The sequence below is a fragment of the Bacillus sp. WC2503 genome (assembly GCF_052682895.1).
This window is the reverse complement of sequence record NZ_JBQYMD010000001.1, coordinates 1,514,077-1,532,196: the sequence shown is the minus strand read 5'-3', so window position 1 is coordinate 1,532,196 and position 18,120 is coordinate 1,514,077. Positions and strand designations below refer to the sequence as shown.

At 34.7% G+C, this 18,120-nt stretch carries 15 protein-coding genes; 4 read left to right on the top strand and 11 right to left on the bottom strand.

Annotated elements, in window-relative coordinates:
- From ACUN26_RS08060 to ACUN26_RS08050, 3 genes are all read right to left on the bottom strand, one after another.
- Positions 1-537 (bottom strand): NADPH-dependent FMN reductase, encoded by a 537-nt coding sequence (locus tag ACUN26_RS08060; RefSeq protein WP_000780368.1) that lies wholly within the window; start codon positions 535-537, stop codon positions 1-3.
- A 145-nt stretch (positions 538-682) separates the two neighbouring features.
- Positions 683-1,837, bottom strand: a complete 1,155-nt coding sequence (locus ACUN26_RS08055; protein WP_000422337.1) for a hypothetical protein — start codon at positions 1,835-1,837, stop codon at positions 683-685.
- A gap of 34 nt (positions 1,838-1,871) precedes the next feature.
- A complete protein-coding gene (locus ACUN26_RS08050; RefSeq protein ID WP_000526215.1) occupies positions 1,872-3,092 on the bottom strand; it encodes a glycosyltransferase in 1,221 nt (406 codons plus the stop codon).
- A gap of 139 nt (positions 3,093-3,231) precedes the next feature.
- Here ACUN26_RS08050 and ACUN26_RS08045 point away from each other — a divergent pair, with 139 nt between their 5' ends.
- On the top strand, positions 3,232-3,996 hold the full coding sequence (locus ACUN26_RS08045; protein ID WP_002038629.1) for a DUF2711 domain-containing protein: 765 nt from the start codon (positions 3,232-3,234) through the stop codon (positions 3,994-3,996).
- A 68-nt stretch (positions 3,997-4,064) separates the two neighbouring features.
- On the opposite strand, the gene gnd is transcribed toward ACUN26_RS08045, so the two are convergent.
- From gnd to gntK, 3 genes are read right to left on the bottom strand one after another with little or no spacing between them, the layout of a single operon-like run.
- Positions 4,065-4,961, bottom strand: coding sequence for a phosphogluconate dehydrogenase (NAD(+)-dependent, decarboxylating) (gnd, locus tag ACUN26_RS08040; RefSeq protein WP_000765983.1), 897 nt, complete (start codon positions 4,959-4,961; stop codon positions 4,065-4,067).
- Positions 4,962-4,979: 18 nt separating this feature from the next.
- On the bottom strand, positions 4,980-6,329 hold the full coding sequence (locus ACUN26_RS08035) for a GntP family permease (RefSeq protein WP_000260212.1): 1,350 nt from the start codon (positions 6,327-6,329) through the stop codon (positions 4,980-4,982).
- Between the two features lie 14 nt (positions 6,330-6,343).
- Positions 6,344-7,882, bottom strand: a complete 1,539-nt coding sequence (gene gntK / locus ACUN26_RS08030) for a gluconokinase (RefSeq protein ID WP_000450022.1) — start codon at positions 7,880-7,882, stop codon at positions 6,344-6,346.
- 462 nt (positions 7,883-8,344) lie between these two features.
- Between gntK and ACUN26_RS08025 the strand changes: the two genes are divergently transcribed.
- Positions 8,345-9,507 (top strand): IS3 family transposase gene (locus ACUN26_RS08025; RefSeq protein ID WP_096001585.1). Its coding sequence is split into 2 segments (ribosomal slippage): positions 8,345-8,612 and positions 8,612-9,507, totalling 1,164 coding nucleotides; the frame shifts between segments, so codons are not numbered across the junction.
- Positions 9,508-9,759: 252 nt separating this feature from the next.
- On the opposite strand, the gene ACUN26_RS08020 is transcribed toward ACUN26_RS08025, so the two are convergent.
- Together ACUN26_RS08020 and ACUN26_RS08015 are read right to left on the bottom strand one after the other, a co-directional pair.
- Positions 9,760-11,091 (bottom strand): erythromycin esterase family protein, encoded by a 1,332-nt coding sequence (locus tag ACUN26_RS08020; protein ID WP_000728397.1) that lies wholly within the window; start codon positions 11,089-11,091, stop codon positions 9,760-9,762.
- Between the two features lie 152 nt (positions 11,092-11,243).
- Positions 11,244-12,401, bottom strand: a complete 1,158-nt coding sequence (locus ACUN26_RS08015; protein ID WP_000747391.1) for a serine hydrolase domain-containing protein — start codon at positions 12,399-12,401, stop codon at positions 11,244-11,246.
- Positions 12,402-13,054: 653 nt separating this feature from the next.
- Here ACUN26_RS08015 and ACUN26_RS08010 point away from each other — a divergent pair.
- Together ACUN26_RS08010 and ACUN26_RS08005 are read left to right on the top strand one after the other, a co-directional pair.
- Positions 13,055-13,957, top strand: a complete 903-nt coding sequence (locus ACUN26_RS08010) for an ABC transporter permease subunit (RefSeq protein ID WP_000903312.1) — start codon at positions 13,055-13,057, stop codon at positions 13,955-13,957.
- On the top strand, positions 13,954-14,973 hold the full coding sequence (locus ACUN26_RS08005; RefSeq protein ID WP_000836580.1) for an ABC transporter permease: 1,020 nt from the start codon (positions 13,954-13,956) through the stop codon (positions 14,971-14,973). The genes ACUN26_RS08010 and ACUN26_RS08005 overlap by 4 nt, the downstream gene beginning before the upstream one ends.
- Positions 14,974-15,124: 151 nt before the next feature.
- Here ACUN26_RS08005 and adhP read toward each other — a convergent pair whose 3' ends face one another.
- The 3 genes from adhP to casR all read right to left on the bottom strand — a co-directional run bounded on the left by adhP (position 15,125) and on the right by casR (position 18,109).
- The gene (gene adhP / locus ACUN26_RS08000) at positions 15,125-16,162 is read right to left on the bottom strand and encodes an alcohol dehydrogenase AdhP (RefSeq protein ID WP_000649126.1); all 1,038 of its coding nucleotides are present in this window, start codon (positions 16,160-16,162) and stop codon (positions 15,125-15,127) included.
- A 327-nt stretch (positions 16,163-16,489) separates the two neighbouring features.
- Complete coding sequence (locus ACUN26_RS07995; RefSeq protein WP_001119636.1) at positions 16,490-17,344, bottom strand: MurR/RpiR family transcriptional regulator; 855 nt, start codon at positions 17,342-17,344, stop codon at positions 16,490-16,492.
- Between the two features lie 129 nt (positions 17,345-17,473).
- On the bottom strand, positions 17,474-18,109 hold the full coding sequence (casR, locus tag ACUN26_RS07990; RefSeq protein WP_000694638.1) for a two-component system response regulator CasR: 636 nt from the start codon (positions 18,107-18,109) through the stop codon (positions 17,474-17,476).
- Positions 18,110-18,120 lie beyond the last annotated feature (11 nt).

Sequence of the window (18,120 nt, the reverse complement as noted above, 5' to 3'; positions counted from 1 at the left end):
TCACTCCACTCCTAGTTGTTTTTTCACCTCTTTATATACGCTCATATATGCTTTTAATTCTTTAACTACATCATGAATTAATGGTTTTGCATCTTCTCCAAGTTCACCATCTTGTACGTGAAGTCCATCAAGCACTACTTGTTTTGGGATTGCATTTGCGTAAACACCTCTAGCAACAGTTCGCATACTATTTAATGCGTTAATTCCTCCTTTACCGCCCCCCGCAACAGCTAATAATGCGACAGGTTTATGGATAAACTCACTACTACTTAAGTAATCTAACGAGTTTTTCAGCGCTCCGCTCATCGCATTATGATATTCTGGTGTACATAGTACTACACCGTCTGCTGCTTTCACTAACGCTTTTAATTTTTTTACTGCCTCTAAATCACGTTGCGATTCTTCGCCGTTATATAAAGGCAATTCCTCTATTGCTAAATCGTATAACTCCCCTTCAAATTGATCTGCAATATATTTTGCCACAACGCGAGTTCTACCTAATTTTCTTGGTGTACCGTTAATAACGACTAGTTTCATAAACAATTCTCCCCTTTGTTTTCAAATTCTACTTATATATTATCAGAAATTTCTATACAAAACACAATATAAAGAGGGAACTTCCTTAATCAAATAGTATGATACACGAAAAAAGAACTCATACTTTCGTATGAGTTTCGCGCTATTACTTTGTTTCACCATTCTGACTTATTGTACCTATGCTTTTATTTGCCTCAAAATGGTAATATGCTTTTTCCGCTAATTCTGTTCGTTCTTCTGGTAATTCTATATATTTCATTACGTTTTCAATTATTTTTTCGTACGGAGTAAATACAATTCCCGGCCACTCTACCTCATCTTCTGGATTACTATTTTCGGAAATAATAAATTTCTTATTTGCGACTGCATAAGACACGCGAGGTGTTTCAAGAATTCCTGATAAGTAAAAATGAATATTTAATATAATTTTAGCTCTAGCAATCAATTCATTTCTAACAATTCCCCACGCATTATTTTTAAAAACTATATTTAAATTTGGGGCAATCGCTTTTAGATGATCAAAAATAGCTTGCCGCCTCGGATTAAGAGCACCTATAAACAGAATATCAATATCTTCAGTAATGTCATCTTCAAATGCATCTTTTTTTATTTCCAAAGTTGGAGCATAGTTCATTTTTACATGTTTTATTTCTTTTCCTACCCCTTTTTGTTTTAGCCACTCTATATTTTGTTTACTATAATCCCAAATCACTCTATCTTTTAATAATATTAAATAAAGCGGGTGCGCATATGGACTTCCTTCGTATAGCTGTTCTAAATTATAAATAATTGCATCTTGCGGAAGGAGATTCGGGTTATAAGCGTATGTATGCGCTCCAAAAATAACTGTATTCTTTACATTTCCCAGTATTGTTTCTGATATAATTACTGTATTTCCCTCCTGCTCCAACCTCCATTTCAAAGCTCGCGCAACATCTATGAAACTACCGTACGTCTTCGGGCATATAAAAAGACAATAATCATATTCTTTATTCAAATAAACTTCCATTAATTTTAAATTATTTTTATATAAATCTACATCCGGATGTTTAAGTACCAACTCATTTGCATGTTTTCTTGCCACTTTATATAATCCAGCATAATAAGCAGCGATGCATCTTCTTAATTCGATTCTTTCACGATGTTCATCTAATACATCCATGTTTAAAAGAAGATTTGCGATACAATACGCTTTTAAATGATCACGATCATAATAATAGTCTAGTAGTGGCATCAATTCTTCATACGTATTTCCATGCACCGATTCTCCTAGTTCAATCGCCCATCGCATTAATTCCATGATTACTCCACTACTCCTTTAACCGAAAATGTATTTAATAAAATTTCGCATTATTCTCTACTACATTTGCTATATGAAATGGAATCTCTTCTTTAATCGATTCCAAATACTTTTGCGACACCGCCCCTAAATGTTTTTTATGAGGTATATAGAAAGCACTAATAGAAATTTCATAGTCAAATAAGTAATCATACACATGATAATCTACAAATAAAAGATCATCCTTTGGAAAAGGAATTTCCTTCCCTTGCAGAGCATACATCAAAGCAATATTGTTTTGAGATCGTAATCGATACAACCTTGCAAGTTGGTATAATGGTTCAGCCCGAGTTGGTCTATATTCCCACGCTTTTTGAAAATAAAAAACAGCTAATGCTAAATATTTCTCTTCTTGCCCTTTAACATTTTCTTTTTCATCAGCATCTGTCACTTCATTTTGTTTATTTGCTGAACGATTTGCTAACTGCTCATAACAAAATCCTATTCGCAATAACGAATAGAATACCTCTTCAACCCAACCCCCTGCTTCCACTCGTTTTTTATACCATTTAATCGAATCTTCAAATTGACTTAAATGAAAATAAGTCTGAGCTAAATAAAATAAATATCTTATATGCAAATCTGGCGTTGTTTCTGGGTCGTTTATTCCTTGTAACAACAACCTCTCATCTCTTTCAAATTTATCAGCTTTACTCCCGCCATCTCCGGGATCATTCACGACAAGAGTCTCTAACCGATCTACCCTCGTATTGTAATTCGCTCCAACTTTTGAGCGATCTATATCCCAATACTCATGAGTAACACCGACAGATTTCCATGGTAAAGAAGCTTTCAAAAGACGTGTAAGCCAATATTTAATATGAACATCATATTGCAATGTAAGATAATGATCTTCCGTTAAGCTCGTTTTATCGAAATTCGGATCAACCTCTAAAATCATATCCGCATCTAATATTAATAAATAATCTGCTTCTGGATATGTTTTTTGCGCTAATGAAACAGCTAAACTTCTGTTATAACCAAAGTTTTTAAACGGCTCATGATGAACCGTCCCAGGTATCTCATTTTCCTTACACCAATTTTCAATAATTTCAGGCGTATTATCCGTCGATCCAGTATCACAAATAGAAACATAATCTACAATTGATTTTGTTGCATTTAAACATCTTTCCATAATTCTAGACTCATTTTTGACAATCATACAAAGACATAACTTTTTTTCTTCCTTTGCAGACTTCACTTGCTCATTTCCCATTTAACCACCTCATATTTTATTAACACGCTCTTCTCATATGTAACAACATTTTTTAGCTATACTGATGACATAAGCACCCTTTTACTATTTATGAAAACTTCATTTTATTTATTCTTACTTTTATGTTGGGACATATTTCATGCTTCGCTTTATATTTGATACAATCAATACAAAAAAACATAATACGGGAATCCGTACATTTCAAAGTCTAAAAGGAGGTTATATTTTGTTGGATTACATTTGGCTAGATGACAAATCACCAATTTTAGAACAACTACCAAGTAATTTTAAATCTGCAGCTATATTGCTACATCCATTTGTCCAAATGCCTTTAGGATGGGAAAAGTCTGTGAGAAAAAGACCATATGAGCACATCTATCCTAGCGCTGAAGAAATCATTCACAATGGGAAATCCGTTTATTGGAAGGAAATGATGTCTTGTAGTGGATTACATTCATACGCAGACCTAGCAATGGCCATGTTGACTTCCATTAGTGCCTTTTCAGAAGAATATAAAAGAGAGGATTTAGCTGAAAAGCTACATTCAAACTTAAAAAAAGATCTTTATTATCCAACAGAAGATTATACGTCTATATTTTTATTACACAAATTACTTAAACTCCTCGGTTCTAAAGGTGCAAAAAATCTATATTTCTCTGAACCAATTCTTGATACAAACGGATTATTACAGGTAAATAATACTACTCCATTAGATATTTGGGACATTAGCAATAATGAGTTAATTATTACTGGAGAAGACAATGAGTATGCGTTTATGAGTATATACGATTCCTTTACAACCTTATTATTAGCTAAAGAAGAAAATATAGAATATATTGTTCAATCAATGAATGTTGAAGCTGTCATTTGTGACAAAAAAACGATGATTGATTGGTATTTTTAAATTAGTAATTTCTTAAACTATAAAAAAGAAACTTGCGCTTATGCACAAGTTTCTTTTCAAAAACATCCTTATTTTTTTACAACTTCATGTCCACCGAACTGATTACGTAGTGCTGAAACTACTTTTCCGTGGAATGTATCATCTTCCTGAGAACGATAGCGCATAAATAATGACATCGCGATTACTGGTGCCGCTGCTTGTAACTCAAGCGCAGTTTCAACAGTCCATTTCCCTTCTCCTGAAGAGTTCATTACACCTTTAATGCCATCAAGTTTAGGATCATCTGCAAATGCTTTTTCAGTTAAGTCCATTAACCAACCGCGGATTACTGATCCGTTCGCCCATACTTTTGCAACATCTTCATAATTGAAATCAAAGTCACTCTTATCTAGTACTTCAAATCCTTCAGCGATTGCTTGCATCATGCCGTACTCAATACCGTTATGAACCATTTTTAAGAAATGACCACTACCAACGCGGCCAGCATAAGAATAGCCATTTTCTACTGCTAAATCTTTAAATAAAGGTTCTAATTGGTAATAAATTTCTTTTTCTCCACCAACCATTAAACAAGCACCGTATCTAGCTCCTTCTACACCGCCAGATGTACCGATATCTACATAATGTAATCCGAAGCTTTTTGCTTCTTCAGCACGGCGTAACGTATCTTTATAGAATGAATTTCCACCTTCAATAACGATATCACCTTCATCTAATAACGGATACACATCTTTTAATACTGACTCTACAACTTCTCCTGCAGGCACCATTACCCATATCGTACGAGGAGCTTCTAATTCAGCGATCATTTCTTTTAATGTATGACGTGCAGTAATTCCTAGTTTTCCTGCCTTTTCTACAAGCTCTTTATTTACATCGTATACAACTACTTCATGCTTGTCTTCATGTAAGTGTTCAGCTAATGGGAATCCCATTTTTCCTAATCCAATTAAACCTAGTTTCATATTAATCAATCTCCCATTCTATACAAATATATTTAATAACGAAATTAATCCAAGTGCTACAACTGATAGTATCGTCTCCATTGCAGTCCATGTTAATAATGTTTCTTTCACAGTCATTCCGAAATACTCTTTAATCATCCAAAATCCAGAATCATTCACATGTGATAAAATTAATGACCCTGCGCCTGTTGCAAGTGCTAGTAGTTCAACATTTACCCCAGGTGTACTTGCTGCAATCGGTGCTACAATTCCAGCTGCTGTCATCATAGAAACAGTAGCTGATCCCGTTGCAACTCGGATAAGTGCTGCAATTCCCCATCCAAGTAATATTGGTGAAATATGTGATTCTTTCGCCATTTCAGCAATTGTAGTACCAATTCCAGAATCTAATAACACCTTATTAAACGCACCACCAGCACCAATTACTAACAGTATGTTTGCAATTGGCCCTAAGCAATCATTTGTAAATTGTAATACTTTATCTTTAGAAAATCCTTTTGCATAACCAAGACTAAAGAAAGAATAAATCGTTGCAATTAATAAAGCGACTATTGGATCTCCAATAAAGTGTAACACTTGTGCAAGTTGACTCGTTTTATGTAACGCTACTTCAGCAATGGATGCACCAAGCATAAGAAATACTGGAAGTAAAATAGTAAACAATGTATTTCCGAAGCTAGGAAGTTCTTTCTTCTTGTCTCTTTCAATAAATTGCTCCGCTATATCTAACGGCACTTCTTTATGTATACGAGCACCGATCCATTTTCCGTAAAGCGGCCCCGAAATAATTGCAGTTGGAAGTCCGACAATTAATGCATATAAAATTGTCTTCCCTACATCTGCTTTAAAAATACCTACCGCTGCCATCGCTGCTGGATGTGGTGGAACAAGTCCATGTACAACTGAAAGACCTGCTACAAGCGGAATACCGATTGTAATAAGTGATACCCCTGTTTCTATGGCGATTGTAAATACTAATGGAATTAATAGTACAAATCCAACTTGGAAAAACACCGGAATCCCTACTAAAAATGCAACAAACATCATTGCCCAGTGAACACGTTTCTTCCCAAAACGATCAATTAATGTGTTAGCAATTCGTTCAGCACCGCCAGATTCGGCCATCATTTTCCCAAGCATCGTTCCTAATGCTAAAACAATTGCTAAAAACCCTAACGTACTTCCAAGACCCGATTTAATAGAATCAATAATCCCTGGATGTTGTGGTGAAGTTGCAACCAAGGGCATCCCCATTGCTAGCCCAACTCCGATTGCTGTTAAAATTAATGCGACAAATGGATGCCATTTCACTACTGTAATAAGTAGAAGTAGTATGACAACTGCCGCTAGTACAATCCCAACTACCATTTCTCCCAATCCCCCTATTGTTTACGTTGGAAAGCAGCTATACAATCAAATTCTTCTTTCAATCGATTGTAAAGTCGTTCATACATATAAAACATTTCTAAATAAATAGCCGTATTTTCTTTATTTGGTACATGGTGATGGACAATATCAATCCAATCCTTCACCTCGTCAAGAGAATCAATTTTTCCTACCGCATATAAAGCAAGTGCCGCTGCCCCAAGCGCAGATGCTTCATGACTTTCAGGAACAAGCAATTCTTTTCCCATCATATCGGAGAGCATTTGTCTCCAAAATGCAGACTTCGCAAATCCTCCTGAAACACGTATTTCAGTAAGTGGTCCTGTACAATCACGGATTGCAAGTGCAACTGAATATACACTCATACAGACACCTTCCATAACTGCTCGTATAAAATGTTCTCGTTTGTGCTGAAGGTTTATCCCAAAGAATGTACCTCGAGCATTTGCATTCCAGTAGGGTGCACGTTCTCCAGATAGAAACGGTAAAAATAGTAATCCATCTGCTCCAGCTGGTACACTTTCCGCATACTTAATTAATAAATCATAAGGATCAATCCCAAGCTTCCTCGCTACCTCTTGTTCCGGGCTACCAAATTCATCACGTAACCACCTAAGTAATATTCCACCGTTATTCGTTGGCCCACCGATAACCCAGTGCTCATCTGTTAATGCGTAACAAAAAGTTCTTCCTTTTTCATCTGTATTAACACTCGATGCAATAGTTCGAACCGCACCACTTGTCCCAATCGTAATTGCAGCGGAGCCAGGTGATATTGCACCAACACCTACATTTGCAAGAACACCATCACTCGCACCAATAACAACTGGAGTATCTTCATGAATGCCCATTTTTTGTGCTAATTCCGGTTTCATTCCCGATAAAATATATGTAGTTGGTACAGGTGTTGATAATTGTTCTGGTGACATATGTAACATAGTTAAAACATCTTCATCCCAGTTTAATGTTTCTAAATTAAATAACCCCGTAGCAGAAGCAATCGAATAATCAACTACGTAGCGTGAAAATAATTGGTAAATCACATACTCTTTAATGGAAATGAATTTATAAGCACTTGTATATAACTCTGGTTCCTCTTCTTTCATCCATAACAATTTAGAAAGTGGTGACATCGGATGAATTGGTGTACCTGTACGTCTATAAATTTCATGCCCATTCATTTGTTGTAATAATTTTTCTGATTGCTTCGTACTTCGATTATCTGCCCAAATGATAGAACGCGTTAACGGCGCACCGTTTTCATCTACTGCAATTAATGCGTGCATAGCTGTACTAATACCGATTGAAGAAATATCTTCTGGTAGTACATTACCTTTTTTAATGGCAACGCTTACACTTTTGTATACAGCGGCACATATTACATCAGGATCTTGCTCCGCCCATCCGACGTTCGGTTGAATGATTGGATAATCAATTGCATGTGATGCAACGACTTTACCGTTTTCAGTGAATACAACCGTTTTCGTACTTGTGGTACCGATATCAATCCCGATTACTCTCCCCCTTGTTTCCATGCGAATCTTCCCTTCGTTTCTAGCAAAATACGATTTAGTAAACCGTTTACATGAATTAGTATATAAAATATTTTTTCTTTAATCAAGTTTTAAAAAGAAAATTTTTTTCATAACGAAAAATAAATTCCCTCATTCCCTTTCATTTACATACTATATTTAGCTTTTCCATGCGGTAAAATTGCTTCATATTTGTTTCAAAACACACTCTTTTTCTAGTTTTTGGGTAACTAATTCTTTAGCTTGATGGATATGTGGTTCATTGTACAAAACCAACATTTTTAGTAAGATTTCGTAAGGTATTTTTGCATAAAAAGTTTTAAATTCCTTGAACAAATTGTAGTAATAGATTAGATCAAAAAACGCCATCCTTTCCTATTGGAGTGAACCCTGGGAATGAGACGATAAAAAACACCTCTCTAAATCGTAAGTATCAGTTATGATTTTAATGGAGGTGTTTTTCGTATGGGGAAAAAGGTGCATTATCCCGCCGAAATAAAGTGGAAAGTAGTTGAAATGAAACACCAAGGATTCAAAAATAAAGAAATTATGGATGCCTTAGGAATTAGACATGTGGCTCAAATTAAAACTTGGATGAAATGGTATCGTGAAGGCGAAACCTATCGGTTTGAACAATCTATTGGAAGACAATCTGCACATGGAAAAGGCTTAACAAGGTTAACAGAACTTGAACAAAAAGAATTAGAAATACGTTATTTAAAGGCAAAGATTATATTGCTGGAAAAGTGCCAAGAAATCTTAAGGAGGTGGGAGGAAAAGAAGAAATAATGAAAATGATAAAGGAATGGCAATCAATTTTTACAATTGCAGAACTGTGTTCCATATTTAATATTTCACGTGCTACTTATTATCGTTGGAAAAAGCAGGAGAAAACAGTAACTAACCATGAAGAAAAAACCGTAATAGAAATATGTCAACATCATAAATATCGGTATGGATATCGTCGGGTTACAGCTTGTCTACGTGATCAATTTAACATCGTAATGAATCATAAAAAAGTATTACGTATCATGAGAAAATACAACGTATTATCTCGGGTTAGAAAAAAGAAAAAGATATTTGTACTCGGTCATGAACCAGTGGTAGCTAAAAATAGAATACAACGGAGATTTAAAGCTACCAAGCCTAATGAAAAATGGTTCACTGATATCACATATTTGATGTTCGGCAATAAGACTCTTTATTTTTCATCTATTATAGATGGGTTTAACAATGAAATTGTAAGTTATAAAATAGCTGAGACACAGGATGTTTCTCTTGTATTAGATACTCTAAAAGAGGCTTTAAAAAAGCGAAATGTGATTGATACGATTTTACATTCGGATCAAGGAAAGGTGTATACATCAAAACAATTTCAAACATATGCCAAAGAAAAAGGCATTATCACAAGCATGTCTCGTACAGGAAACTGCCATGATAATGCCCTCATAGAATCCTTTCATTCTCATTTGAAATCCGAAGGATTCTATGCGCAAAATATAAAACAATCGAATAATGCTAGTATAATACAAACTGTGGATGAATACATCCACTACTATAATAATGAACGGATTCAGAGAAAATTAGATAATATGTCACCTATAGCTTATAGGAAACATGTTATCTAGGTGTTTTTTCTTTGTCTCACCAAATGGGGCCAGACCACCTATGATTCTATAGAAAGAATAGCGTATTTTTTCATTTTAGGTAGAATTTTATTTTGTTAACTTGATGATACTGTGCTTCTATCCCACATCGTCTCTAATTTAAAAACATTTATTCCATTTAATAATTCTTTAATGAAAATAACCTAACTGACATATTCAAACAACTCTATTGACACTTAACACTACACTTCATTAAGGTACATTATTCTAAATTTATTGATGTAGTTGAGATGGACTCACTTTTTGAATTTGAACAAGTATATCAAACGCTTTACCTAATGATATATCAACTGTTTTTGGTATATCAGGCCCTTCGGTAGTTACTCCAGCGAAAATTGGATGTTGTTCGTTTAACCAAGTTTTTGTCACGCCGTTTGCCTTACGTAAATCAATAAAAAATCGATCTTTTTTAACTTGTCCAAAGATGTAGTTATAACTGTTTGGATCATCCGATTTTAATATTCCATATGGGCCAAATTCACCATCGCTATTCTTGACATTGTATTGTCCTTCATAAACTGATGTTCCAATAGATACGTACCGTTTTCCATAATACTCTGCTAAATACTGCCCAGCTACTTTAGGGTATACAAAAGGAAGCATATTTGTTTTCGAAACGTGGCCATTATGCCCCCATACAATAGTTTTTCCTAAATGTTCTTCAGTCCACTTCGCATTTTCATACATTGCGATATCATGTTTCAAATATAAATCAGATGGTTTATCAGGAGGTGACGTTAACATTGTAGTAAACTGTTCAATAATACGAGCATTTTGTTTTATCCATGCGAACTCTTTAGATTTCCCATTTAAATAACTTTTATTTCCCTCTAATAAAGCACTAATTTGTTTAGCATCTGAAATATACTTTTCTTTTTCTTCTTTCGTAAGGCTTTCAAAAGTATTCATATCCTTTGTTACAGGAATAAGACCTTTTATCTTCTCTTCTATCCTCGGCACAAGTTTTGAATTGGTTCTTTTAATATATTCTATTATATTATTATAAACATTCTCGTTTACTGATTGAATGTCCATCCCGATGATACGCACTTTAGATTTATGTTTTGGATTAGCATTATATTGCCGAATCCAATCAAGTAAATCTAACATTTCTTTCGTCTTAAATACAGGTGATAGATGTTGGCTTGGATTTCCCTCACCAGTAAGAACATATCGATCAAGTTCTAAAGCTCTGTCCCACCCCTCTTCTAAAACTAGGTTGGTAAAGCCCTTTTCAGATACTAAATAATTCACAATACGGTTTTTCATCGTAAAAACTTCATGAGCCCCATGCGTAGCTTCACCTAAACCTACAATTGAAGCTGAACCTACCATATTCTTAAGTGGTTTTAAATCATTAAAAGGTGAATTTGGATTCGTTGTTCTTAAAGGCTTCGCGTGCATTTCTAACCATTCCGCTATTTGATTTTTATTGTAGGGAGCTGTAACAGAAACTCCTGTTTTCGAGTCTGCATAAGTACTTCCTACAAAATTAGTCAGTATTATAGCAGAAACACCAAATGCAGTAATCATTTTCTTTTTCATAAAACCCTCCTGAAATATTTTCTTAAAACGATAGCGTTCTTTTATACTTAATTACGAGTATTAAATTTTTTAGAGCAAGTTGTTTTTTGCACCAAAATGATATATTTTAAACTATAAACCTATGACAAAACTTATCCATTTCGCCTTTTTGCCTACTTCCTAAATTCAGCAAGTAAAATACTTTTAAAAGGATCAGGATTACTAAAGTTAAAGCTGTTCAAATTGACGGCCAATGTATGTTTGCCTCCAAGTGTTCCACCAACAAAAGTGGAAAACCCTAGAACGCTACCTCTATGTCCCCATACCGAGACACCATTCGGAAGCTTAAATTCAACGATTCCAAGACCATATCCCGTTCCTTCTCTATCTGTGGGAACTGTAGTAAGCATTTGATTTAGCTGCTGTTCCTTCAGCAATTTACCACTGAGTAAGTATGAAAAGAATTTATTTAAATCGTCAGCAGTAGAAATCATATCCCCATCCGAGCTACCTGGGTTAATATACGTAACGTCTTTTAGCTCACTTGCTCCGTCTAGTTGGATATAGCCACGGGCATGCTTCGTGCCTGGAATTACGCTTGAATTACCAGGTAGAAATGTATTTGACAAATCAAGCGGTTCAATAATCCGATTTTCAATCTCTTCCGCATAGCTGTTGCCAGTTACTTTTTCAATAAGGATCCCCAGTAATACGTATCCTGTGTTTGAATAAGACCAACCCTTTCCTGGGGCAAATTCTGGGGGAAGTGAAATCCCCATCTTTACAAATTCTTCAGCCGTATACGATTTTTTTGTATCCATAATATCGAAGTCTTTTGAATTCATATAGTCAGCAATACCACTTGTATGATTCAATATTTGCCGGATCGTAATCTGGTTACCATCATATCCGTTTCCTTGAATGACACCAGGCAACCATTTTTCAATGGAGTCGTCTAAATTCAAACGATTCTCTCCAGATAATTGAAGTAGAACTGTTGCAATGAACGTTTTCGTCACACTGCCAATACGAAAGCGAAAATCTGCTTTCATTGTTTTCTTGGTTCTCACATCCGCTATCCCAGCGGCATAACTCCAAGTTTTACCACCCTTAGAAATGTTAGCGAGTATTCCCGGGTATCCAAGTTGTAGTGCATCCCGTATTGCGTTCTTAACGGAAGTACGATCGCTTTGAGTACTTGTTTGTAACGAACTAGATACATTTTGCGTAGATTCTGCTTTTACAATTGAGTTTGATGTTATGTATAACAGGGAACTTCCACCTATTAAAAGTGCTAGACTGGCACATGTAATTTTACTGCGTTTTTTCATAAAGCATTCCTCTCCTCTTATTTAAATTGTATTGATGGTTGATAGGTATCTCATATGCTAATCACACAGCTATCAACCCTCCCAATGATAAAAGTCAATACTGAATTTGCAATCATCTATACACCAATTATTTCTTCAAACAACCCTCTGACCTAATAAATGATTAATCCCTCTTCTTCAGATATCTGTTAACTTCTATAATTTCTTCTTTTCTTCCATAGCGTTTTATTAATTAATTTGTTTTTATATAAATAGATAGTAACTACTCCCCCCCCGTTCTTCTCTATATTTTGATCATACATATTGAAAATCTCTTTTTTCTTACTCCTTCCTTACAAATTCCTTACGTTCAAAATCACTTCTATATTTCGGTGGTTTTTATTTTAAGAAAACTTAGTTCTATTAACTTGATCGCAATGGAATAGCACCAAATGCCCATCAACTGAAGAAAAGTAAATGCCTCGAAAATGGAAATACTGCACATTTTGCTTGATGGACATAGGGACCGGTTCCTTAATATAACATTTTTACCATATAAATGCATATTACGTATTATAATTATTAAACCCAAAAAAATTCTTATTTTTCAGAAAAATAAAACAATAAATTAGGATTTATTGTATAATGTTGTAAAAAGATGTCGGAGGGATTTAATGTTACATACAATAACTCAATTCACAATTAAGCTTTCATCAATTCTTTTATCACTCTTACTATTATTAAATTTACCTTATTTATTTATCACTCAACAAGGATTTACCTTTCAACCAATATATTTTTTTAATCAGATCGTTACTATGTTAAAAGAGGTTTTCTCCCCTGAATCATTAGTGGTTATCGGCTCAGACCCGAAATTTGGTAGTTTCAAAAAAACACCATTATTCCCAACTGTTTTAGAACCTTACCTATATTCATTTACTGTATTATTTTTAGCCTTTTTACTTGCGCTCTTTCTATCTTCTAGCATGGCATTTTTTTATTTTTTAGCAAAAGATTATATAAAAAAATGGATAAACCGAATTGTGTTCATATTAGAAGCTGTCCCTGATATGATGATGATGATTTGTTTGCAAATATTTTTCATATGGGTACTTCAGAAATTCGGGGAATCTCCTGTCACCATTATTTCTTTTAATGAAAATCGAGCTTATTTACTCCCTATTTTATCTTTAGCTGTCTTACCTACATTACAAATGTTTCGGATGATGGTGTTATACATAAAAGAAGAACATGGAAAACATTACGTAGAGGTTGCATATGGAAAAGGCCTTTCATCAAGTTATATACTATGCATTCATTTATTCAAAAATATATCTATCCACTTCTTCCATCATTTAAAAACGATTTTTGTTTTCTTACTGTCTAACTTATTCATTTTAGAATTTGTTTTTAATATGCAAGGTATTATTCAATTTTTATTTAATAAGGCGTTTATTTCACCACCAGCTGCATTTATCATACTTGTTATGATTATTTTACCGTTTTATACCATTTTTCAAATAATCTCATTCATGATGAATAGATGGCAAAATCAATTGAAAGGAGCAACATTATGAAATCTATTTGGAAATCAAAACGCTTTTTAATCGGCTTTACTTATTTATTCATACTTATTTCAGCTAGTTTTATTTATAGTTGGTTCTTTAAAGATAACATCCCAAAACCTCCTCAGTTACTTTACAATGGCAATAACGAATTACTTGGAAAGGCCCCCTTTCCACCATCGTTAATACCGCCTTTTGGATCTGATCGTTTTGGAGAGTCTGTTTTCTTACAAATTGTAGAAGGAGCAAAATTCACTATTTTATTAGCCGTGGCAATTAGCTTCTTTCGAATTTTATGCGGAACATGTATAGGAATCCTCTTAAGTTTATACGCTCCAAAACTCAAGAGATTTTTCCAGGCATGCTCAGAAGTTTTTTATTATATTCCAACTCTATTTATCGCATTCATACTCATCACGCCCGTTAATATTGTAATCACATCAAATGCCGATGGGTTAGATCCAAATATTTCATTTACGTTTTATCAAGTACTCGTACTTATTTTCGTCGCTCTGCCTACACTTTCTTTATATATATCCTCAGAGGTGGATGAATTTATGAAACGAGATTACATCTTAAGTTCACAATTACTGGGTGCTAGCCGTTTTCATATTATCAAAAAACACTTACGAGTCTTATTACTTGACCGCTTATTTGTGTTATTCATGGAACATATCGTCCAAACACTCATACTCGTTATCCATTTAGCGTTGCTTAACATTGTAATTGGCGGGATACAAATGCGTGAACTCTATGACGGAGTGCTCAGACCTGTTTCTATATCTAATGATTGGGCAGGCCTTATTGGATTAAATCGTAATGAAATGAATCTTTCATGGTGGATTATTTTTTATACTCTCGCTTCATTCTTTATTACGATTCTATTTATTAAGCTTATGACAATCGGGATTCAAGATGCACTGAAAGCAAGAGATTCGCAAGTTGTAGCAACTCAAAACGTTCCAGATCATAAAAAGTTTGTTAAAAATAAAGATTCTTTTTCGTTTGCAAATAAAGTGAACTTTTAATCATATCTCCTCAATCAAGTATGAATTGGCATTGATATTAGTAGAATATAAAGAAGATGATCCCTATTGAATACAGGAATCATCTTTTTTATGCCGTCTAACTTTTTTACATGACCTTTGCTAGACTCATGCTTTTTATATTTAAAATGAATTATTTACAATCACAACTATTCTGTTTAAAATCGATTACCATACGCCCTTGAATTTTACCTTGTTCCATTTCTTCGAATACATTTTGTACTTTATCTAGAGAACACGTTTGAACAACCGGTACTACTTTTCCTTCTGCACCGAACATAAATGCCTCTTCGAGATCCTTACGAGTACCTACTAGAGAGCCAACTACTTCAATTCCGTCTAGTACAAGTCGTGGAATGTTTAAATCCATAGTTTCTACTGGTAACCCTACCGCAACTACTTTACCACAGGCACGTACTGCATCAACCGCTGAGTTGAATGCTACTTTAGAAACGGCTGTTACTACAGCAGCATAAGCACCACCAAACTCATCTTGCACTATCTTATCAGCAGGACCTTGAGAAATTGGATTGATAGTCATATCAGCACCAACCTCTTTTGCTAAGGCTAATTTATCATCATTAATATCTACTGCAATTACCTTTGCACCAAATACGTTTTTAGCATATTGGATAGCTAAGTTACCTAATCCACCACAACCATAGATGACGATAGGTTGACCAGGTTTAATATCTGATACTTTAATAGCTTTATATGTAGTTACGCCTGCACATGTAATTGATGATGCTTGAGCAGGATCTAATCCTTCTGGTACTTTCACTGCATAATCAGCTGTAACGATACATTGTTCAGCCATACCACCATCTACTGAATAACCAGCATTTTTAACTTCACGACAGAATGTCTCTCTACCAGTTACGCAATATTCACAACGTCCACAAGATTGGAACATCCATGCAATACTTACACGGTCACCAACTTTAAGTGAAGTTACATCATCAGCAAGTTTAGTAACAATACCTACACCTTCATGACCAAGGATGCGGCCATCCGTGTTACCAAAATCATGATTCGCAACGTGTAAATCAGTGTGGCAAACCCCACAGTACTCTACATCTACTAACGCTTCACCTGAATGTAACGGACGTAATTCTTTTTCAATAACCTCGATGTTCGCTTTGCTGTTTTTATTAACCACTACTGCTTTCATATGTGATCTCCCCTTTAGTGTTTTAGAGTTTTAATGAGTTCATCTCACAACTACTGTCCTCACTATTTTGGCTAATTATTGCGCCAAATTTAAATGTTCAATCATCATTACACGTTCATCATAACATGACATTTCATAAGCAAATTGTGAAATTATGAACAATGTTTGAATTATTGCATAAATCGATTTCTTAACTGAATTAAAGATGAGAGTTTATGAATATAAGTAGGTCGCATTTTTCTACAGGAAAATAAATCAACTACATTTAGAGATTATATAATCAAACGATCCACCAATATAAAAAAGCTCTTCATTTGAAGAGCTTTTTTATATTCGCTTCATCGAAATTGTTTCACGTATACTTTGTAAATTTTGTAGTGTTTCCTCTTGTCGTTGCAACGACAATCCTACATACAAAGTATCTAATAAACTTAGCTGCGCTAAGCGTGATGAACTTGCTTCCGTACGAAATTCTGTTTCACGTGTTGAAGTATAAAGTGTTATATCAGCAAGTTGACTTAGTGCTGATTTCTGATAGCTCGTAATTGCAATAATGCAAGCTCCTCTTGCTTTTGCTACTTCTAACGCTTCCAATAATCCTTTATTACTACCAGAATGAGAAATTGCAATGATTACTGCTTCTTTTGTAAGTAAACCAGCACCCATAATTTGAAAATGAGAATCTGTATGAGCAATACAAGAAATACCCGTTCTCATAAATTTATGATATGCATCCATCGCAATAATTCCAGAGCCACCATTTCCGTAAAACTCAATTCGGTTCGCTTCTTGCAAAGCTCGTACAGCTTTCTCAAGTGCGGTGTCATTTAACAAATGTAATGTATCTTGCAGTCCTGTAATATGCGAATGAAAAACTTTTTTAGCAACTGTTACCATACTATCTTCTGCTGATACTTCTTCATGAATATTTTGCATCGGTGTATGTACAATTTCACGAGCTAATGTAATTTTCAAATCTTGAAACCCTTGCAAACCAAGGTGTTTACATAAGCGGAATATCGTAGCTTCGGAACTATTCGTAACTTCTGCTAATTCAGTAATAGATTTATGTACAACATCTTGTGGATGTTTCAAAATATGTTCGGCAATACTTCGCAATTTCGGTGACAAACCGTTTAACGAAGCCTGAATTTTTCCAATCCCACTTCTTGTTCCAGGCATAGCATATCTTCCCCTTCCATTGTAGCTATATTGTACCTAATTATTGAAAGAAGAAAAACCTTTATTCGGTATCATACTATTATTTATTTGTTCCTATAAATGTTACCTTAACATATGACACACTTATAACTAGTTTCCCCCATACTTCACCGCATATAATGCAGCTTGTGTACGATCATCTACTTCCAATTTAGCTAAAACGTTTGAAACGTGCGTTTTCACAGTTTGTTCTGTAATGTGAAGCTCTGCTGCAATTTCCTTGTTGCTTCTTCCTTTCGCAATTTCGCGAAGTACCTCTTGCTCTCTTTTCGTTAACATTGAAAAAGGATTTTCTATTTCCTTCTTTACTGCGGAACGCCCCATTAATGCAGGTGTTACTTTCGGGTGAAAATTCGCATTTCCTTGATGTACTGCAATAATAGAAGCGACAAGTTGCTCAGGTTGTACTTCTTTTAATTGATAACCGTCTGCTCCAGCTTCAAGTGCTGGTATAACATAATCTTGCTCTGAAAAACTACTTAATATAAGTACCTTTATCGTCTCATCGTATTGCTTTATACGTTTTGTTGCCTCAATTCCATCCATTTTCGGCATCGATACATCCATTAGCACGACATCCGGTTTTTCTTTTTGCACGAAATGTAATGCCTTTTCGCCATTTTCCGCTTCCCCAATAATTTCAAATTCTTCTCTCGTTTTCAAGAAGAATACAAGTCCTCTTCGAACGATATGATGATCCTCAACTAGTAGCAGTTTAATCTTCAACCTTATTCTCC

Excerpts from the sequence above, each read along its gene's own strand:
- ACUN26_RS08060 (WP_000780368.1), bottom strand. The coding sequence starts at position 537 with ATGAAACTAGTCGTTATTAACGGTACACCAAGAAAATTAGGTAGAACT.
- ACUN26_RS08055 (WP_000422337.1), bottom strand. The coding sequence starts at position 1,837 with ATGGAATTAATGCGATGGGCGATTGAACTAGGAGAATCGGTGCATGGA.
- ACUN26_RS08050 (WP_000526215.1), bottom strand. The coding sequence starts at position 3,092 with ATGGGAAATGAGCAAGTGAAGTCTGCAAAGGAAGAAAAAAAGTTATGT.
- ACUN26_RS08045 (WP_002038629.1), top strand. The coding sequence starts at position 3,232 with ATGCTTCGCTTTATATTTGATACAATCAATACAAAAAAACATAATACG.
- gnd (WP_000765983.1), bottom strand. The coding sequence starts at position 4,961 with ATGAAACTAGGTTTAATTGGATTAGGAAAAATGGGATTCCCATTAGCT.
- ACUN26_RS08035 (WP_000260212.1), bottom strand. The coding sequence starts at position 6,329 with ATGGTAGTTGGGATTGTACTAGCGGCAGTTGTCATACTACTTCTACTT.
- gntK (WP_000450022.1), bottom strand. The coding sequence starts at position 7,882 with ATGGAAACAAGGGGGAGAGTAATCGGGATTGATATCGGTACCACAAGT.
- ACUN26_RS08020 (WP_000728397.1), bottom strand. The coding sequence starts at position 11,091 with ATGAAAAAGAAAATGATTACTGCATTTGGTGTTTCTGCTATAATACTG.
- ACUN26_RS08015 (WP_000747391.1), bottom strand. The coding sequence starts at position 12,401 with ATGAAAAAACGCAGTAAAATTACATGTGCCAGTCTAGCACTTTTAATA.
- ACUN26_RS08010 (WP_000903312.1), top strand. The coding sequence starts at position 13,055 with ATGTTACATACAATAACTCAATTCACAATTAAGCTTTCATCAATTCTT.
- ACUN26_RS08005 (WP_000836580.1), top strand. The coding sequence starts at position 13,954 with ATGAAATCTATTTGGAAATCAAAACGCTTTTTAATCGGCTTTACTTAT.
- adhP (WP_000649126.1), bottom strand. The coding sequence starts at position 16,162 with ATGAAAGCAGTAGTGGTTAATAAAAACAGCAAAGCGAACATCGAGGTT.
- ACUN26_RS07995 (WP_001119636.1), bottom strand. The coding sequence starts at position 17,344 with ATGCCTGGAACAAGAAGTGGGATTGGAAAAATTCAGGCTTCGTTAAAC.